Source organism: Ornithinibacillus bavariensis (assembly GCF_050433565.1).
Taxonomy (GTDB): domain Bacteria; phylum Bacillota; class Bacilli; order Bacillales; family Amphibacillaceae; genus Ornithinibacillus; species Ornithinibacillus bavariensis.
On record NZ_JBNPWZ010000001.1, the window covers coordinates 134,497 to 151,796 of the forward strand.

The 17,300-nt window shown below is 36.7% G+C and carries 16 protein-coding genes; 10 read left to right on the top strand and 6 right to left on the bottom strand.

Annotation, left to right across the window (positions count from 1 at the left end):
* Positions 1 to 16 precede the first annotated feature (16 nt).
* Complete coding sequence (locus HNR27_RS00605; protein WP_212920296.1) at positions 17 to 199, bottom strand: SE1832 family protein; 183 nt, start codon at positions 197 to 199, stop codon at positions 17 to 19.
* Positions 200 to 298: 99 nt separating this feature from the next.
* On the opposite strand from HNR27_RS00605, the gene HNR27_RS00610 reads away from it, so the two are divergent.
* From HNR27_RS00610 to asnB, 3 genes are all read left to right on the top strand, one after another.
* Positions 299 to 1,150, top strand: a complete 852-nt coding sequence (locus HNR27_RS00610) for a GNAT family N-acetyltransferase (protein ID WP_429338411.1) — start codon at positions 299 to 301, stop codon at positions 1,148 to 1,150.
* Between the two features lie 177 nt (positions 1,151 to 1,327).
* Positions 1,328 to 2,113, top strand: a complete 786-nt coding sequence (locus HNR27_RS00615) for a helix-turn-helix domain-containing protein (RefSeq protein ID WP_429338412.1) — start codon at positions 1,328 to 1,330, stop codon at positions 2,111 to 2,113.
* 191 nt (positions 2,114 to 2,304) lie between these two features.
* Positions 2,305 to 4,155: an asparagine synthase (glutamine-hydrolyzing) gene (asnB, locus tag HNR27_RS00620; protein ID WP_429338413.1), complete on the top strand. Its 1,851-nt coding sequence runs from the start codon at positions 2,305 to 2,307 to the stop codon at positions 4,153 to 4,155.
* A 297-nt stretch (positions 4,156 to 4,452) separates the two neighbouring features.
* Here the strand turns inward: asnB and HNR27_RS00625 are convergent, their stop codons facing one another.
* Complete coding sequence (locus tag HNR27_RS00625) at positions 4,453 to 5,535, bottom strand: AI-2E family transporter (protein ID WP_212920300.1); 1,083 nt, start codon at positions 5,533 to 5,535, stop codon at positions 4,453 to 4,455.
* A gap of 227 nt (positions 5,536 to 5,762) precedes the next feature.
* Here HNR27_RS00625 and HNR27_RS00630 point away from each other — a divergent pair, with 227 nt between their 5' ends.
* The gene (locus tag HNR27_RS00630) at positions 5,763 to 6,128 is read left to right on the top strand and encodes a DUF488 domain-containing protein (RefSeq protein WP_429338414.1); all 366 of its coding nucleotides are present in this window, start codon (positions 5,763 to 5,765) and stop codon (positions 6,126 to 6,128) included.
* Positions 6,129 to 6,174: 46 nt separating this feature from the next.
* Here HNR27_RS00630 and HNR27_RS00635 read toward each other — a convergent pair whose 3' ends face one another.
* Positions 6,175 to 7,143, bottom strand: coding sequence for a DUF4003 family protein (locus tag HNR27_RS00635; protein WP_429338415.1), 969 nt, complete (start codon positions 7,141 to 7,143; stop codon positions 6,175 to 6,177).
* 149 nt (positions 7,144 to 7,292) lie between these two features.
* Here HNR27_RS00635 and chrA point away from each other — a divergent pair, with 149 nt between their 5' ends.
* The 3 genes from chrA (at position 7,293) to HNR27_RS00650 (ending at position 10,583) form a co-directional block, all read left to right on the top strand.
* Complete coding sequence (gene chrA, locus HNR27_RS00640) at positions 7,293 to 8,477, top strand: chromate efflux transporter (protein ID WP_429338416.1); 1,185 nt, start codon at positions 7,293 to 7,295, stop codon at positions 8,475 to 8,477.
* Positions 8,478 to 8,515: 38 nt separating this feature from the next.
* On the top strand, positions 8,516 to 8,956 hold the full coding sequence (locus tag HNR27_RS00645; protein ID WP_212920303.1) for an OsmC family protein: 441 nt from the start codon (positions 8,516 to 8,518) through the stop codon (positions 8,954 to 8,956).
* A 229-nt stretch (positions 8,957 to 9,185) separates the two neighbouring features.
* Positions 9,186 to 10,583 (top strand): L-cystine transporter, encoded by a 1,398-nt coding sequence (locus HNR27_RS00650; RefSeq protein WP_212920304.1) that lies wholly within the window; start codon positions 9,186 to 9,188, stop codon positions 10,581 to 10,583.
* A 61-nt stretch (positions 10,584 to 10,644) separates the two neighbouring features.
* On the opposite strand, the gene HNR27_RS00655 is transcribed toward HNR27_RS00650, so the two are convergent.
* Both HNR27_RS00655 and HNR27_RS00660 read right to left on the bottom strand, forming a co-directional pair.
* Complete coding sequence (locus HNR27_RS00655) at positions 10,645 to 11,151, bottom strand: hypothetical protein (RefSeq protein ID WP_429338417.1); 507 nt, start codon at positions 11,149 to 11,151, stop codon at positions 10,645 to 10,647.
* Between the two features lie 69 nt (positions 11,152 to 11,220).
* Positions 11,221 to 13,032, bottom strand: coding sequence for a DNA ligase D (locus HNR27_RS00660; protein WP_429338418.1), 1,812 nt, complete (start codon positions 13,030 to 13,032; stop codon positions 11,221 to 11,223).
* A gap of 110 nt (positions 13,033 to 13,142) precedes the next feature.
* Here HNR27_RS00660 and ku point away from each other — a divergent pair, with 110 nt between their 5' ends.
* Both ku and HNR27_RS00670 read left to right on the top strand, forming a co-directional pair.
* Positions 13,143 to 13,985, top strand: a complete 843-nt coding sequence (gene ku / locus HNR27_RS00665; RefSeq protein ID WP_429338419.1) for a non-homologous end joining protein Ku — start codon at positions 13,143 to 13,145, stop codon at positions 13,983 to 13,985.
* A gap of 331 nt (positions 13,986 to 14,316) precedes the next feature.
* Positions 14,317 to 15,309 carry an acyltransferase family protein gene (locus HNR27_RS00670; RefSeq protein ID WP_212920308.1) on the top strand — a complete coding sequence of 331 codons (993 nt, stop codon included), beginning with the start codon at positions 14,317 to 14,319 and terminating at the stop codon, positions 15,307 to 15,309.
* Between the two features lie 136 nt (positions 15,310 to 15,445).
* Here the strand turns inward: HNR27_RS00670 and HNR27_RS00675 are convergent, their stop codons facing one another.
* Entirely contained in the window at positions 15,446 to 16,792 is a 1,347-nt protein-coding gene (locus HNR27_RS00675) for a YjiH family protein (protein WP_429338420.1), read from the bottom strand.
* Positions 16,793 to 17,098: 306 nt separating this feature from the next.
* Between HNR27_RS00675 and HNR27_RS00680 the strand changes: the two genes are divergently transcribed.
* Positions 17,099 to 17,230, top strand: a complete 132-nt coding sequence (locus tag HNR27_RS00680; protein WP_280530737.1) for a hypothetical protein — start codon at positions 17,099 to 17,101, stop codon at positions 17,228 to 17,230.
* The last annotated feature ends 70 nt before the right edge of the window (positions 17,231 to 17,300 follow it).

Consider the following 17,300-nt stretch of genomic DNA (forward strand, 5'->3'; position numbering starts at 1 on the left):
GGATTCTATCCCTTCATTAATCCTCATATTCTTCTAGCTTTTTATAAACTTCTGCAAGCTCTTTCTCTAAACGAACGAGCTGCTCCTCTGCAGAAGAAGCTCTACCTCTTACATAAACCAATTTATCTAAATCACTTTGAATTCGGACATAATCAGACTTTAGCTCGTCAAGCTTATCCTCAAGTTCTTTCTTTGTCATTTCATCACTCCTTTAGCATTAGTTTATCGTGAACGACTTTACAAAACAATGGATTCGTGTAAAATAGAACCAATTATTTAGAAAAAGGAGGTAAACAGTTTGAAGGTTTATTTAGAAACATCCATTAATAACTACTTAAGTAAGGTTGAGGAGCTTTTACTTAAGGACGAAGCGAACAACAACTTAATGCTTGGCTTATTGGAAAGAGGAAGAAATAATATTGGCATCTATACGAATGGAATCCGTTTAGGTGTCGTAGAGGAGGATGGAGAAGTCATTTATGCCTTCATGCAAACACCTCCGAACAAGTGGATACTGGCTAAGATTGATTCTGTTCAGAAAAACATCATACCAGCAATTGTTCAATTTCTATTTACGAATAAGTATCCTGTTCCTGGTGTACTTGGTCCTTTGAAGCAGGTAGAAGAGTTTGTCAGCCTATGGAAAGAAGTGTCAGGAAAACAAGCTGACCTAAGTATGAAGCAATTAATCTATCAGTTGGATAGTGTGAGGGTAACGCCAGACCCAAGAGGAGAATTAATGATTGCTGAAGATACACACATACCGCTAGCTAAAAGGTGGCTTTATCAGTTTGCACAAGAAGCAAGAATGCCAATGACAAAGCAAGATGCAGATAGTATGGCTGTATCGTTTATTCAAAAGCAATCCCTTTTTCTTTGGAAAATGGGAGATGAATTAGTGTCTATGGCAAATAATTCTAGAAGAACAAAGAATGGATCGACTATAAATGCAGTATTTACCCCAGATAAGTATAAGCGAAAGGGCTATGCTACTAGCATCGTGGCAGCATTATCTCAGAAACTTCTAGATGATGGGTTTACGTTTTGTAGCTTATATACAGATGCAGATAATCCAACCTCTAATAGCATCTATCGGAAAATCGGCTATTATATTGTTGGGGAATCAGTGGAGTATTATTTTGTCTCATAATTAATTGTTCCAGTGGGAAAAGCAGTATCCTAGCTTGATAGGTACTGCTTTTCGTACTTTTGTTCCAGTTTCCTATCGTACGAGATAGTGTCTAAATTTAATTCTTTGTCCTTTCTATATTAGACGATAAAAACATAAAATAATTTTTAGCAACAAGTTCGTAGAAAGGAGAGAGGTATGCTAGATATAAATCCCGATGATTTCATACTAATACCTGTGTTTGCTACTATTAATTGTGAGCCTAATTGGCAATGGAAACGTCAGGCTCCCATTCCTAATTATGATTTGCTGTATGTTTGGAAAGGGGAGGGGAAGTTACTATTAAACGGGAAAGAATATTTGATAAATAGAGGAAGCTGTTTTCTCTTTCAACCAGGGGACTGGGTAACTGCGACTCATAATCCTCAAAATCCGCTTGTATTAACCTACATCCACTTTAACTTAGGAAATAGACCAAAATTAATCCCAACTCCTTATCGCATATTACAGAATGCAATCATTTTCGAGTCCCTGTTAACAAGATATATTCGTTTACTTCTCATGGAAAGATTTGCAGCAGAAGTAGAAGCAAGGCTAATTTTAAAACAATTGATAATTCAGCTTTTACGGGAGGAGCAACAGAAGGAAAGAAGAGAAGACACCGAGTCAAACACCCTTTTAACTGCCATTAGAGAAGCGGCAAATTACGTGCGAGAACATCCTAGTGAAGCTCATACCATAGATAGCCTAGCTAGTCGTGCAAGCTTTTCTCCTCGCTATTTTTCGCGAAAATTCAAGGAGATTATCGGTCAGTCAGTCCGCTCCTATATAATAGAGGCTCGAATCAAAAGAGCGGAGCATTTACTCTATTACACAGGAATGACTGTAACAGAAGTTTCAGAAGCATTGGGTTATCGTAATCTTCATTTTTTTAGTCGCCAGTTTAAGCAGTATACCGGAAAAAGTCCTTCATCCATTCGCTAAATACAATTATTTCCGTACGAAAACACTAAGCATAAGGATTCAGTTTTTTTAGTAAAAATATATGCCAAAAAGTACAAATATTGTATCGAATGGTCTAAATATTCTATAGGTCTATAGTGATACCATAAAAGATACCTCGATGAAGAGTAAATGAATTTAGTGGGGAATTTTTTATGAAAGAGTGATGCTAAATGTGTGGAATTACAGGATGGGTTGATTGGCAGCAAGACTTAAGACAGCAAGTACAAACAATCAAAGGAATGACACAAACTCTAAGTAAGCGTGGACCTGATGCTTGCGAAGTTTTTAGTAATCCTCATGCTGTATTTGGTCATACAAGGCTTTCCGTAGTTGATCCATTGGGAGGCGGACAGCCGATGACAAGGACATCCAGTAATGGTGACTCTTTTACTATAGTGTATAATGGTGAGCTTTATAATACGGTGGAGCTTAGAAGAGAGCTATCCAATATTGGGTATATGTTTCAATCTTACTCCGACACGGAGGTACTTTTATTTTCATACATGGAATGGAGAGAGAACTGTGTAGAACGCCTAAATGGTATTTTTTCATTTGCAGTATGGGAGCACGGTAGAGAAAAACTCTTTATGGCAAGGGATAGACTAGGAGTCAAACCGTTATTTTATAAACAAAGCAATAGCACTTTTTTATTTGCATCAGAAATTAAGGCGATATTAGCTCACCCAGATGTAAGAGCTGAAGTCGATAGGGAGGGGTTACAGGAAATATTTGGACTAGGTCCCTCTCGCACACCTGGACACGGTATCTATAGGGGAATAAAAGAGCTAAGGCCCGCTCACATGTTAATGTATGATCGTAATGGAATCTGTGTAAAACGGTATTGGAATGTGGCAAGCCAGGTGCATTCTCATTCACTAGTAGAAACAGTTGAGCAATTGAAGTATCTAGTTGAGGATGCCGTTCAAAGGCAACTCAATGCAGATGTTCCAGTGTGTACATTTTTATCTGGAGGACTTGATTCTAGTGCGATAAGTGCGATTGCATCAAACTATTTTAAACAGCAAGAAATAGGAACGCTCCATACGTATTCCATTGATTATGAGCATAATAGCAACTTTTTTCAAGCGAGCTTATTTCAGATAGATGAAGATCGGCCATGGATAGAAAGAATGAGTACTTATATAGGTTCCAATCATCATGCTAAAATCATCTCAAATGAAATTCTTGCCAATCGATTGGAGGATGCAGTTAAAGCAAGAGACTTGCCGGGGATGGCAGACATTGATTCGTCTCTCTTATGGTTTTCTGAAGAAATAAAACAAGACTTTACGGTAGCATTATCGGGTGAGTGTGCTGATGAAATATTCGGTGGTTATCCGTGGTTTTATCGAAAAGAGTTATTACAAGCTAATCATTTTCCATGGCTGTATTCTGAAGTAGAAAGACAAAAGCTTTTGTTACCACACTTACAAAAAAAGCTAAATCTAAAAGAATATGTGCAGGAGCGATATAAAGAAACGATATCAGAGGTACCACGTTTAGAAGGAGAAAACATATTAGATGCACGACGCAGGGAACTATTTTATTTAAATATGAACTGGTTCATGGCTACCTTGCTAGAGAGAAAGGACCGCATGAGTATGGGAGCAAGTTTAGAGGTTAGAGTTCCATTTGCTGACCATCGAATTGTTGAATATGTGTGGAATATTCCGTGGGAGATGAAAATGTTAGAGGGAAGAGAGAAAGGGATTTTGAGAAAGGCGTTAGAGGGAGTTTTGCCTCATTCTATTCTATATCGAAAGAAAAATCCTTATCCGAAAACATATCATCCAGAGTATACAGCACGTGTAAAACGTATGCTTTCTAAGATAATTGAGAAAAAGAGCTCACCAATTTTGGAATTAGTGTCAAAGGAAAAGATAGCGAAAATTATTGATACAGATGGTGCTTCCTTTAAGAAGCCATGGTTTGGCCAGCTCATGACAGGAGCTCAGGTGATAGCCCATATCGTGCAAATAAATAGATGGTTAGAGTTGTATAACGTTGATATTATCGATTGATAAACACATGGGTGGAAACATTTGAAGCAAAAGACAGATGCGTAGCAATAATAATTAAAACGGCTGAAGGCTCATAAAAAATGCAATTGACTAATCATTTTCATTTGCCTATGTTTTTGCTTCTATTCAATTCATTAGTTATCTTTCATAAAAGTTACTAGAGACTGGGACAATAACTATCCATAGGATACGAAGCAACTAGTAATTAACATTGGGACGTATTTGGCAACATCCTAGTATATATACCATCTAAAGTAGTTCGTTTAGTTATATCCCAGTCTTTTTCTCTTCTAATCATTAAATCAGTGCATCTTCCTTATTTTTCCTTGTATCCCGATATGTTTCATAAAAATGAATTATTATCGCTTTGACCACTGCATAGAATGGAACTGCAAATAGGATACCAATGAATCCCGCGATACTTCCGGCCGCTAAAATTATTGTAATGATGGTTAAAGGATGTATACGTAAAACACGTCCCATGATGTTAGGAGAGATGAAGTTTCCTTCAATCTGCTGAGCAATAATCATAATAATAGCAATCCAGACAACATTCATGGGGTCCTGGAACACTCCCACAACCATGGCAGGGACAACTGCAATAAAAGGACCAACAAATGGAACGACACACATAATCATTCCGAATAACGCAAGGGTGAGCGCGTAATTTAATTCGATGATGGAATAACCGATAAACAACATAATACCAATACTTAAGCTAACAAGGAGCTGTCCTTGGATATAAGCAGAAAGCGTATGGTCAATTTTTTGTAAAAGGCTTCGCAGGTTACTAGCTTTTTTATTCTCAAAAATTTGTGTGACAAATGGAACAAATTTTTCATCATCCTTCAGCATGAAGAACAGGAAGAATGGAACCAAAACGAGAGAAAAGACAAAACCTACGACTTGACTGATAAAACTAAATAAAAAGGTCATGAATCCTTCAATATAGGTTTGGAGGTTGGCCATCATTTTATCAATCGTACCGTATACTTCCTTAGGTATAATACTTTGATTTTTTTCGATATAGTCGATTACATCCTGTGCACCAGATATCATGGCAGGCATATTTTTGACAAAACGTGTTGATTGGTCCTGTGCAATTGGTACAATAAATATGGTGAAGACATAGACAACGCCAATAAGTACTAGAAACACAACAAGAATGGCGACTAGTTTCGGTGTTTTATATTTTACTAGGAGCTTCATAATAGGTCTGGTCAAATAATAAAGTAGCCCTGCTGCAATAAACGGAAAAGCGATTGCACCTATGTATTTCAGTACTGGATCAAAAATAAAACGAGTTTTATAAATTAAGTAGATTAATAGAAAGACTAGAATCAATCCAACTAAAACTTGAAACCAACGTTTTTTAGTCAAGCTCATCACACTTTCATTAGTATTATGGTTTATGATATATCATTTTCTGCTATTTCGCATCTAATTATTTACCTATTTTAATAAAATTATAGCCGTAAGTTTCGTTATTCATACGATTACGTAGATAAATAGAAAAAACATAATGAATGTGATACTATTTGTGTCATTATTTGTTGGAGATTCTGCTTTTTTATAAAATGATTGGCTAACTAGGAGGGATAGCGAAAATGGTCAAGATACAGTACAAACGGATTTATCAGGATGTCTTGGAGGAAGATGGTATACGAATATTGGTAGATCGCTTATGGCCACGTGGAATTTCAAAGGAAAAAGCTAAACTCGATCATTGGATCAAAGAAGTTGCTCCATCCAATGAACTCCGTAAATGGTACCACCATGATGTAAGTAAATTTTCTGAGTTTCAGATGAAATATAAGCAGGAACTATCTCAAGGTACACAGTTTGAGGCATTGGAAAAGCTGAAGAGCATTATTTACAGCAGTAGGGAAAACGTGACACTTTTGTATGGCGCAAAGGATGAGAAGTATAATCAAGCAGTTATTTTAAAGCAAATTCTAAAGGATAGTAAATAAAGAAGCAAGCCCTCTGAGGAACAGAGAGCTTCATTTCTGTAATGACTTAATTACTGTTACTGCTCGTATTAGCGGCGGTAACAGCAGCCATGGTTGTTATCATCACAACCTGCTGGGCTTCTAAAATAGCCTCTAAAATTGTATTTAGACTAGTTTCAGCCACGTGTTCTTGTTCTAGTTTGCCACTAACAAAGATGCTAGATGCTAACATAACATTCATATCCTTTTGCCATTTAAAATCCTTATGCTCATTCAATTCATCATATAGTGCAACAACAGCATCCATAGAAAATTCCTTTTGTGGCAAAAGTGCTAGCATTCCCATCACAGGATAATATATCGGCTTTGCTCTAAGCTTACTCCTAGCAAAGGCATCAAAAACTTGGACAGCATGACTGATAAGATTGGTGCTTTTTTCTTTATCCCCTAGTGCCAGAATATGACTTAAGAACTGTAAATCATTACCTTTTCTAAAGCCATTATTATTTAGCTCCCGATAAAAACCTTCAATATGATTGATAATATCTGGTTTATTATCTAGTGCAAGTAGCGTCGCCAACGGATAGTCACTACTTGATGTAAGAAAGGTATGCTCTTGTTTCATTCCATTGTATATTTCCTTTGCCTTACGAATGATAGCTTCAATATCCTCATGTCCACTTGTTAACAGAATTGTTGCCGCGTGATATGTATAGATTCCACTTCCGAATCGTAGAGATCTAAATCTCTCATATAAGTCCAGTAGGGACTGAATTTCTTCCGCAGGGTTTTCTAATTTTACATCAAACACCGCAGCGGTTGTATATCGTGCATGCGAGCGAAGTGGAGAGAAAAGGGGAGATTGACTTTTAATCTTTTCAGCTAGTGAGAGAAATCGATCTATCTGTATTTCTTCATCATTTAATATATAAATGGCAGCAACCATCATAATAATACGCTTGTCAGAGACTTTCCATTTGATGTGTGGTTTCAGTGCTTCATACGTGTTTAGATAGCTTTGAACGGTGTTATTCATACTTAACCTCCTTCTATGTCTTTGGTAATACTCGTACGGATTAACTGGTGAAAAGGTTTCAAGGTGGAACATTGTTAATTTTTTGTAAATTATTGCATAGGGATCTTCATCCTATGTTATTCTGGGGGGAGTAATAGTTGTTGGAGGTCATGATGAAACAGAGGCATTCTTTACTTGAAATATTAGGGACATCCTTAAAATTAGGTTTGACATCCTTTGGTGGACCAGTTGCTCACCTGGGCTATTTTAAAAATGAATATATTGATAAGCGAAAATGGTTGGATGATAAGACATATGCAGATATTATTGCATTATGTCAGTTCCTTCCGGGACCTGCAAGTAGCCAGGCTGGTATAGCCATCGGTATACTTCGTGGTGGACTTTTAGGTGGGATCATTTCTTGGTTCGGTTTTACGATCCCATCAGTGTTGATATTAATGTTATTTGCACAAGCTTTTCAGGCATTTTCAATTGGTGATGCCAACTGGATTGCTAGCCTGAAAATCGTAGCCGCAGCAGTTGTACTACACGCCATACTTGGCATGGGTAAAAGTTTGACTCCAGATAAGCCTAGAATTGCAATTGCTATAATAGCGATGTTCATCATGTTATGGTTTCCGTCAGCTATAGTCCAAATTGCAGTCATATTCGGTGCGGGAATCCTAGGTTATTTTCTATTTTCTAGGAATACAGCATCTAAGGTTGAAGCCTTTACAGTTTCCATTAACAAGGTACAGGGCATAATTGCTTTATCTATATTTTTTTTACTGTTAATCGTGCTACCGATCATGGCAATTTTGTTTAACAACCAGTATATTAGTATTTTTGATACCTTTTTTCGTGTCGGCTCTATTGTTTTTGGTGGTGGACATGTCGTTCTTCCATTACTAGAACAAGAAGTTGTACCGAATGGATTCCTTACAAGTAATGAGTTTCTTGCTGGATATGGAATGGCACAGGCAGTACCTGGTCCCTTATTCACATTTGCTAGTTATATCGGAACAATGATGAGTGGAATAGCAGGTGGATTAATTGCAACAGTTGCAATGTTTTTCCCCTCCTTCTTATTGATTATTGGCGCACTTCCATTTTTAAGCGAGTTGCGGCAAAAGAGAAGCTTTCAAGGGATTTTAGCTGGCGTTAATGCCAGTGTAGTCGGAATTTTATTAGCAGCCTTTTATAATCCTGTATTTTCCAGTGCCATTACAGATGCAAAAGACTTTTCACTTGCAGTGATTTTATTTGCGCTACTGTACATTTGGAAAACACCAGCTTGGCTGATTGTTGTTATTGGGGTAGTTTTAGGGGAAGTCATGCATTATTTTTCTATCTAGCTTAAAAGTAGACTAAAATGTATGTGGAGGTGCTAGAAATGGCTGAACATCATTTTCATTTAAAGGCAGAATGGCCAGGCGGTAGAAATAGTGAAGGGTTTATTGATGCAGGAAATTTAAAAACGAAAATTTCCATACCAAAAGAAATGGATGGACCTGGAATTGGGACAAATCCTGATGAGATGTTACTAGGAGCAGCTGCAACTTGTTATATTATTACTTTAGCAGCAATGATTGAGCGAGCAAATTTACCTCTTAAGGAAATGGCTCTAGAATCAGAAGGTATTGTTGACGTTACGAATGGTGTTTTTACGTATAAGAAAATTATTCATCGCCCAACGGTTTCTTTAACAGAGGAAGCGACGGAAAAGGATTATGAGTTAATCGGTAAGCTCATCCAAAAAGCAGAAAAAAGCTGTATGATATCACGAGCGATTCAAGGAAATGTAGAAATTGAATTACAAGAAAGTATTTTATAAATAATTGCAGGGTACTATAAAGGTAGTGCACCAAAAAGTTAGCTTTTAATCTAACCATGGATGCAACACTTAATAGTGCCTTTTTCTTTTCTAATTTCATTCTCTTGACAGACTGATAGAGGCGTAGTATTTTATTAAAGCATACTATTTTTATCGGAATAATACATTTAAAGGACGATATCGATATACTGTGCATATTTTAATAATAAAACAATAGGGGGAATTTACGATGAACTGGCTGGTTATATTAAATATCGCCGTACTAGTAGCGATTATTGGCTTACTGATTTACATGCAACATAAACATGTATCCTTTACCAAACGTGTATTTACTGGTCTTGGCCTTGGGATTGTATTAGGTGCTGCCTTACAATGGATTTATGGTAGTGGAACAGATACGTTACAGCAAACTACCGAATGGTACAATGTTGTAGGTCGAGGATATATTAGCTTTTTAATGATGATTGTAATCCCATTAGTTATGGTATCCATCATTCAATCAATTACTAATTTAGAAAAAACAGCACAGCTTGGTAAAATGGCTGGATGGATTATCGGAATTTTAATCGGAACAACGATGATTGCAGCAATCATTGGTATTGGTGCTGCAACGATATTTGATTTAAATGCTGATCAAATCTCTGCAGGTCAAGCAGAACAGGACCGTGTTGCTTCATTAGAGGAACGTTTTTCTAGTGATATTGAGGGAGTTTCAACACCTCAACGTATTCTGAATTTTATTCCTTCTAATATCTTTCTTGATATGACAGGGCAGCGTTCAACATCTGTAATTGCAGTAGTTATTTTCTCTATTTTTGTAGGGGTTGCAGTATTAGGATTACGTAGAAAAAATCCGGAGCAAGCGGAAACTTTTACGAAGATGGTCAACGCAGTGTATGGTGTTGTTATGCGAATTGTAACATTGGTTTTACGGCTAACACCGTATGGTATTTTAGCACTAATGGCAAACACAGTAGCATCTACTGATTTTGCAGGAATTCTTGAGCTCGGTAAGTTCGTATTAGCATCATATCTTGCGTTAGTGGTTATGTTTATTATTCACTTAATCTTGGTAGGGGTATTTGGCTTAAATCCATTAAATTATGTACGCAAGGTACTACCGGTATTAAGCTTTGCTTTTACATCACGCTCAAGTGCGGGAACAATTCCATTAAATATCGCTGCACAAAAGAATGCGCTTGGTGTTGAGGAAGGCATTGCAAATATGTCTGCATCCTTTGGAGCGACTATGGGGCAAAATGGTTGTGCAGGTATCTATCCAGCAATGTTAGCTGTAATGGCAGCTCCATCGGTAGGAATTGATCCATTATCCATGGACTTTTTAATTCCACTTATATTAGTTATTGGATTTAGTTCATTTGGTATCGCTGGAGTCGGTGGTGGTGCAACATTTGCAGCATTAATCGTTCTTTCTACCATGGGATTACCGGTAGGATTAGCGGGATTATTAATTTCAATAGAAGCCTTTATTGATATGGGTCGTACACTATTGAACGTAAATGGTGCTATGGTAACTGGAACGTTAACCTCACGAATTCTTGGTAACTTCAATATGAAGATATTTAATGATAAGACGGCAATTGAAGAAGCTAAGACTACAATCTAAGATGGCGTATAATATTTAGATATGAAAAGGTGGCTACCTAAAAAAGGTGCCACCTTTTGTGTTAATCGATTAATTGTGAAAGATTTATTTTATATTCTTTTTCCACTCCACCCTCATCCCAGGTAATAAGAATAGGGTGGTGCTGATACATAGTCTGGACATCCTCTTCGGTTAAACCGCTATAATCAAATAGAATGTATCCTTGTGCACTTGCATTGTATTGACCACCATCTTGTTCTCCGGCTCGAATAGAACGTATTTTTCCGTCATAATGGTCTACTGGAAACACTAAGTCAGGAATATCAATCACGATATTTGAGAACCGCCAATTCGGATTTACAGAAACGGAGACCTCTAGTTTACGTATGTTATCTAAGGATTGGCTACGTGTATTCCTTATACTTTCTGGAATCGACTCATTCCACTCCGTCTGATTAATTGAAGAAATTGTAAGCTCTGCATGTATAGTAGGGTCAGCGTGAACTTGGATCATAAAAAAGGTACTAAATATTAATACAGAAGAAAATAACAGCAAGAAGATAATTTTTCTCCTAGTGAATGTAGCCATAGGAACCCCCAAGAAACATAGTTAGTTTAGTATTATAATACAATAAGAGTTATAATTTTAAACTATACTTTACTGTATTAATGATAAGACTTGATTTAGCTGCTGATTTTTTCCAACTGCAAAATAGTCCCGAAATGGACATCCTAGTCGTTGAACACGGTCTACGACATTTTTAATCGTAAACATTTCTGGTCGTAATTCCATAGTTACTTCCTCCCAAAAAAGTGGAGTTGCCACTGTTCCCTCTGGAGTCCGCCTAGTTGAATAGGGGGCAATCAGTGTTTTATCTCTTCCGTGCTGAACATAATCAATATAAAGACGCCCATTCCGCTTATCCTTCATTCTTTCTGTTGTAAAAATATCCCGTTGCTGACTCTCCAATGTATAAGCAATAGCTTGGGTAAAAACGCCAGTCTCTTCGTAGCTCATACTCCCCTCTGGGATGGGAATATGGACCTGTAATCCCTTATTTCCAGACGTTTTTACAAAGGAGATTAATTGTAAATCGTCTAAGATTTTTTTTATGAATAGTCCAGCTTGAACAGCCCAAGAGAATTTTCCTCGATCAGGTGGATCAAGGTCGAATACTATCTCTTTAGGGTAATTGCTAGAAATATCCTGAAAAGGGACATGGAATTCCAGTGCTCCATGATTAGCAAACCATAATAATGACTCTAGAGAATCACATAGTATCAGTTTTTCTTCATCAGTCCCGTAACCCTCAATGAAGTCAGGAGCATATGGTGGTAGATGCTTCTGAAAAAAGGACTCTTCATCAACACCGTCTGGACAACGGATGGTTGTCAGAGGTCGATTTTTTAGAAAGGGTAGCATATATGGCGAGATTTCTCGTATATAGGCTAAGAAATTTCCTTTTGTTAAGCCAGCGTCTGGCCAATATAGTTTATCAGTATTTGCAAAGTCGATTTTTTTAGGAAGCATAGCCAAGTCTTGCTGAAGCATTTCTAAGGTACAGTCCTCTGGTTTTAATTCCGGTGCGATTCTTTTAAATTCTGGCTCTCGAAGCTCCCCCTCATAAATATCCAACGTATGGATCTCGGCACATACAGCAGGTGGTAAATGATACTTTGTAGCATGCTTCTCGCCATTATTAATAAATAGGTTCTTTACGGTGTTCATATCCTCTGTATTTAGCCCGTGCTTACATTTGCCAACCGCATAGCGTTTATTATCATCTAATACTTGAACATCAAAATAACCATTCTCATTATCATAGGAGGTTAAAATTCCATGTATAAGGCGCCAGTTTTTAATTTTAAACCAATCTTGATGGCCTTTTCCTTTAATGTAGGAACTTTTTTTTCGCTTGGCAACCATTCCTTCTCCTTTATGTTCAAAGATGATTCGCCATAGCTCATTAGGATTTTGAAATGCTTCTACCATCCCTAGAGGATTCCATAAACCTCGGCTTATGTAGCTAGTATCAAAGAAATTCGAAAGCGATTTTTTTCGATAGGTAAAGTCTTTTCTCGTGAGATCAGTGCCTTTTATTTCTAAAATATCGAATACTAACAAGGTAGCAGGTCGTTCTTTGGACGCATTTTGTATCGAATGCTTACTTTTTAAGCGTCCTCGTCTTTGAATTTGTGAAAAGTTGGCTTGGTATGAATTGTTTAAAATGACAAGCTCGCCATCTAATTTAATGGGGAGGACATTCTTTACATTCTTTACATATTCCATGCAATAGGAGACAATTTCCGGAAATTGCTTTGTTAAGTCTTTGTTATTTTTGCTAATTAAATTTATTTCACCATTCTTATTCCAATGGAGAACACAGCGAAAGCCATCATATTTCACTTCATAAAGCCAGTCCTCTCCTAATGGAACATCATCTCTCGGAATGGGCTTCATAATATCCATCTGACAAAAACTCCCTTCTACTTTAAGATGGTTCATTTAGCAACAAAATAATCAAGGATGGATTAAAAATAAAATAGTTCGACAAACTATGGAAAAGGGAGGTTTTTCATGTGCATACCATGTGGAAGGGAACCATTAGTTTCGGGCTTGTGAATATACCGGTAAAAATGCATGCAGCAACAGAAAATAAGGATGTTCCACTTCGGCAGCTGCATAAAGAATGTAAATCACCAATTAAATATGAAAAAGTCTGTCCGGTTTGTGAACAAGAAGTCGGAAATGATGATATTGTGAAGGCTTATGAATATGCTAAAAATAAATTTGTCGTTTTAGATGAAGATGACCTTGCAGCGTTAAAGAAGGAACAGGAGGACAAAGCGGTAGAAATCATCGATTTTGTCAAATTAGAGGATATTGATCCAATCTATTTTGAAAAAAGCTATTATTTGTCACCAAATGAGGGAGGCAGCAAAGCTTACGGGTTGTTGCGGAAAGCATTAGAGGAAACAGGCAAAATAGGCGTTGCAAATATGATGATTCGCTCTAAGGAGCAATTAGCAGTCATTCGTGTTTATAAAAATACCATTGTAGTGGAAACAATTCATTATCCAGATGAAGTTCGGGACGTGAAGGAAGTACCCAATGTGCCAGAAAATGTTGAAACTGCAAAGAAAGAGCTTGATACAGCTAAAATGCTCATAGAACAATTAACAACAGAGTTTAATCCAGAGAAATACCAAGATGAATATCGTACTGCGTTGTTAGAGTTAATTGAGGAAAGGAAAAACGCTGATAAAACGACCACAGCGAAGGATAAACCAAAACCAGATAATGTTACAGATTTAATGGAAGCATTACAGGCTTCATTAGATAGAGCAAAAAAAGATAAACCAAAACCAAGCCAGCCAAAGAAGCGGAAAACTACCGCGAAAAAGAAAGTTGCTAGTAAATGAACCCTTCATAAAGGTGGTGAACCCCAAAAGTTAGATATATATGCTAACTTTTGGGGGCAGTACATATTATGAGGGCTTTTTTTCTGTCTAAGAAAATATTTAGGAGTGGCTTGATTATTGTAAGAATGCGCCTGTACATAGGAATGATGTATCCAAGAATCGAAATTATGCATCCAACTATTCCCATTACAAAAAAATATCAATCTTGCATTGCTTTTACAAGATGTTAACAACCACTATAAATCGTGTTGGACAATGCGTAATACTGTTTTGAGATGGGTAGAAAAGTAATACCGCTAATCAAAAAACAGAGTAAAGGATGAATTTCAATATGGAAAGGAACGCTTTTTTTGATAATGCGAAACTACTACTAATCTTCTTAGTCGTGTTTGGGCATATGATTCAGCCATATATCGATGGCTCAGTAGGTTTGCATACATTATATACATGGATTTATACATTTCATATGCCAGCATTTATTTTCTTATCAGGATTTTTTGCAAAAGGATTTGGAAATAAGGGATATATAATAAAGCTATCGAAGAAGTTACTTCTTCCCTATATACTATTTCAACTGGTCTATTCTTCTTATTACTTTGTACTTGGAAAATCAGATTGGTTATCAGATATTTACTATCCGCATTGGTCTCTTTGGTTTTTAATCAGTTTATTTAGCTGGCATATACTATTATATTGGTTTAAAAAGTTACCGTTTTATGCAAGCTTGCTAATTGCAGTGGCATTAGGGATTGTTGTCGGTTATTTAGCTGGTGTCGGTCAATTTTTTAGTTTGTCGAGGACATTTGTATTCTTCCCATTTTTCTTATTGGGTTATTGGTTAAAAGAAGAGCATGTTATGGCACTGAAACGAAAAGGGTTTCGTTATGTATCAATCGGAATTATGGTTTTCTTTGCGATTGCAATATATTATGCTCCTGAGATTAATACGGGGTGGTTATTAGCATCAAAGTCTTATTTTGACCTAGGCATGGAAGAACTAGGTGGGGTTGCGAGGTTAATGGTCTATGTAACCTCTTCCCTAATGGCAGCTAGTATTCTAGCGTGGATTCCTTCCAAGCGTTTTTTATTTACGAAATATGGTGAACGAACGCTTTATGTGTATCTTTTACATGGGTTCTTTATCCAATACTTCCGAGAATATGATGTATTCCAAGTGAATGGTCTAATGGACTTATTGTTATTAACTGGAGTAACGATGCTCATTGTCTTCGTTTTATCTAGTAAACCAGTTTTAACTGTTAGTCAGCCTTTAATTGAAGGGAAAATTAGCTATATGAAGCATACCATAAAAACTTCTCAATAAAATGAAACTTTTTTCCTTAGAATAACGTATATATAAGTAGCCCCCCTTTTTCTAGATTCATATAGAAGAAAAAAACCAAACCTCTACCCAAGGTTTGGTTTTTTTTGTGTTCGTATCGCTTTATTTTCATGTCAGCTTAAAATAGTATATGAGCGATTAGGACGATGACTGGCAAGGTGATGATGGTTCGTAAAAGGAAAATGATAACTAAATCCTTGAAGGATACGGGTACCTTAGATCCTAATAATAATCCACCAACCTCGGACATGTAGATTAACTGTGTAACAGATAGAGCAGCGACAATAAAACGTGTCATCTCTGCTGGTATAGACGCACCGACTACAGAAGGTAAGAACATGTCTGCAAATCCAATTAAAATAGTCTGAGATGCCTCAGCAGCATATGGCACCTGCATTAATTCTAATAATGGAATAAATGGTTTGCCTAGCCACTGAAAAAGTGGTGTATATTCTGCGATCATTAAGGCAACTAACCCAAGTGCCATAACTACTGGGGCAACACCCATCCACATATCAAGAACATTTTGTGCTCCTTCCTTAAAAAAGCGAGATACACTTGTTTCCTTTTTTGCACGGTCAATTGCTTTCTCATATCCGTATGTTAGAGCATTATGACCTTCTGGAACACTCTCATCAATCTTGGACTCTTTTCCATTAACATACGTATCTGCCTTTCGGGAAAGCGGAGGAATTCTAGGCATGATTAATGCTGCCACTAATCCAGCAATTAAAACTGTTAAATAGAAAGGGATAAACATCGATTTAAGGTTAACCTGGGCAATAACCACTAAAGTAAAGGTGATAGAAACAACAGAGAAGGTCGTTCCAATTATCGCAGCCTCACGTTTTGTATAATAACCTTCCTCATACTGTTTACTTGTTAATAAAACCCCAATCGTTCCATCCCCAATCCAGGAAGCAACGGCGTCTATAGAAGACCTACCTGGTAATTTGAATAATGGTCTCATCAATTTAGTAGTTAACGTACCGAATAATTCCATTAACCCAAAGTTTGTTAGGAGCGGAAGGAAAATACCTGCAAATAAAAATACAGCAAATAATACATGTAATAAACTACCGAGTAAAAGCTGACCTGTATCTTCTCCGTGGATGGCTTCAGGACCAATCCGAAAATATACCATAATAGCAAATACAGCGGCTAACACTCTTGCAATGGTCCAAAACCAATTAACATATAATAATTTAAGAAAGAAAGGAGTCTTTGTTAATCGTTCCTCTCCAGCTAATCTGGCAAACACGGTTAGAACTGCGGTAACTAGGATAATTAGCATCATTATCAAAGAAAGCTGGTTCGCCAGCTTGTCCTGTACCCAATTTGCCATTATTGCAATGGGGATAGTGAATCCTTCGGCTGTTTTTAATGGAACAATAAACAATAAGATTCCGATTAATGAGGGAATGATAAATTTCAGATGTTCTCCTATTGTATAAGACTTTCTCATCCAATCCCGCCTTTTTCATTTTCATCATAAATAACCTTTACTAGTATAAGGGATGCATAAATATTTGTCAAAATGAATTATTATAGGTTAATAGACTCGGAATTTGACTAGTATAAAAGTTATAGAATTGAGAGGTACAATTTGATAAATGCTATATAGTTAGTTTGTACGGTCTTATTTAGTTTCAAGATGTTTACTATTATGCATTCTAGTCCATTTTTACCATTTTTATAAACTTTATTGCGTATATATTCAAAAAAATATATGATGTAGATACTAGTATAGTTGAAAGGGGATTTGCGGTGTATGAAAAGCTATTTGCAAATTTACTATGACATAAAGAATAAGTTAGATAGAGAGCTAACGCTAGATGAAGTGAAATTTTTGCAATGGGTTTTCAATCGCTATGTAGAAGAAGAGAAGGAACAAAGCGCGTAAGATTTATAATCCCCATCGAGATAATTTGGAAAGTCTTGATCTTATCAAGGCTTTTTATTATGCAGTTTTT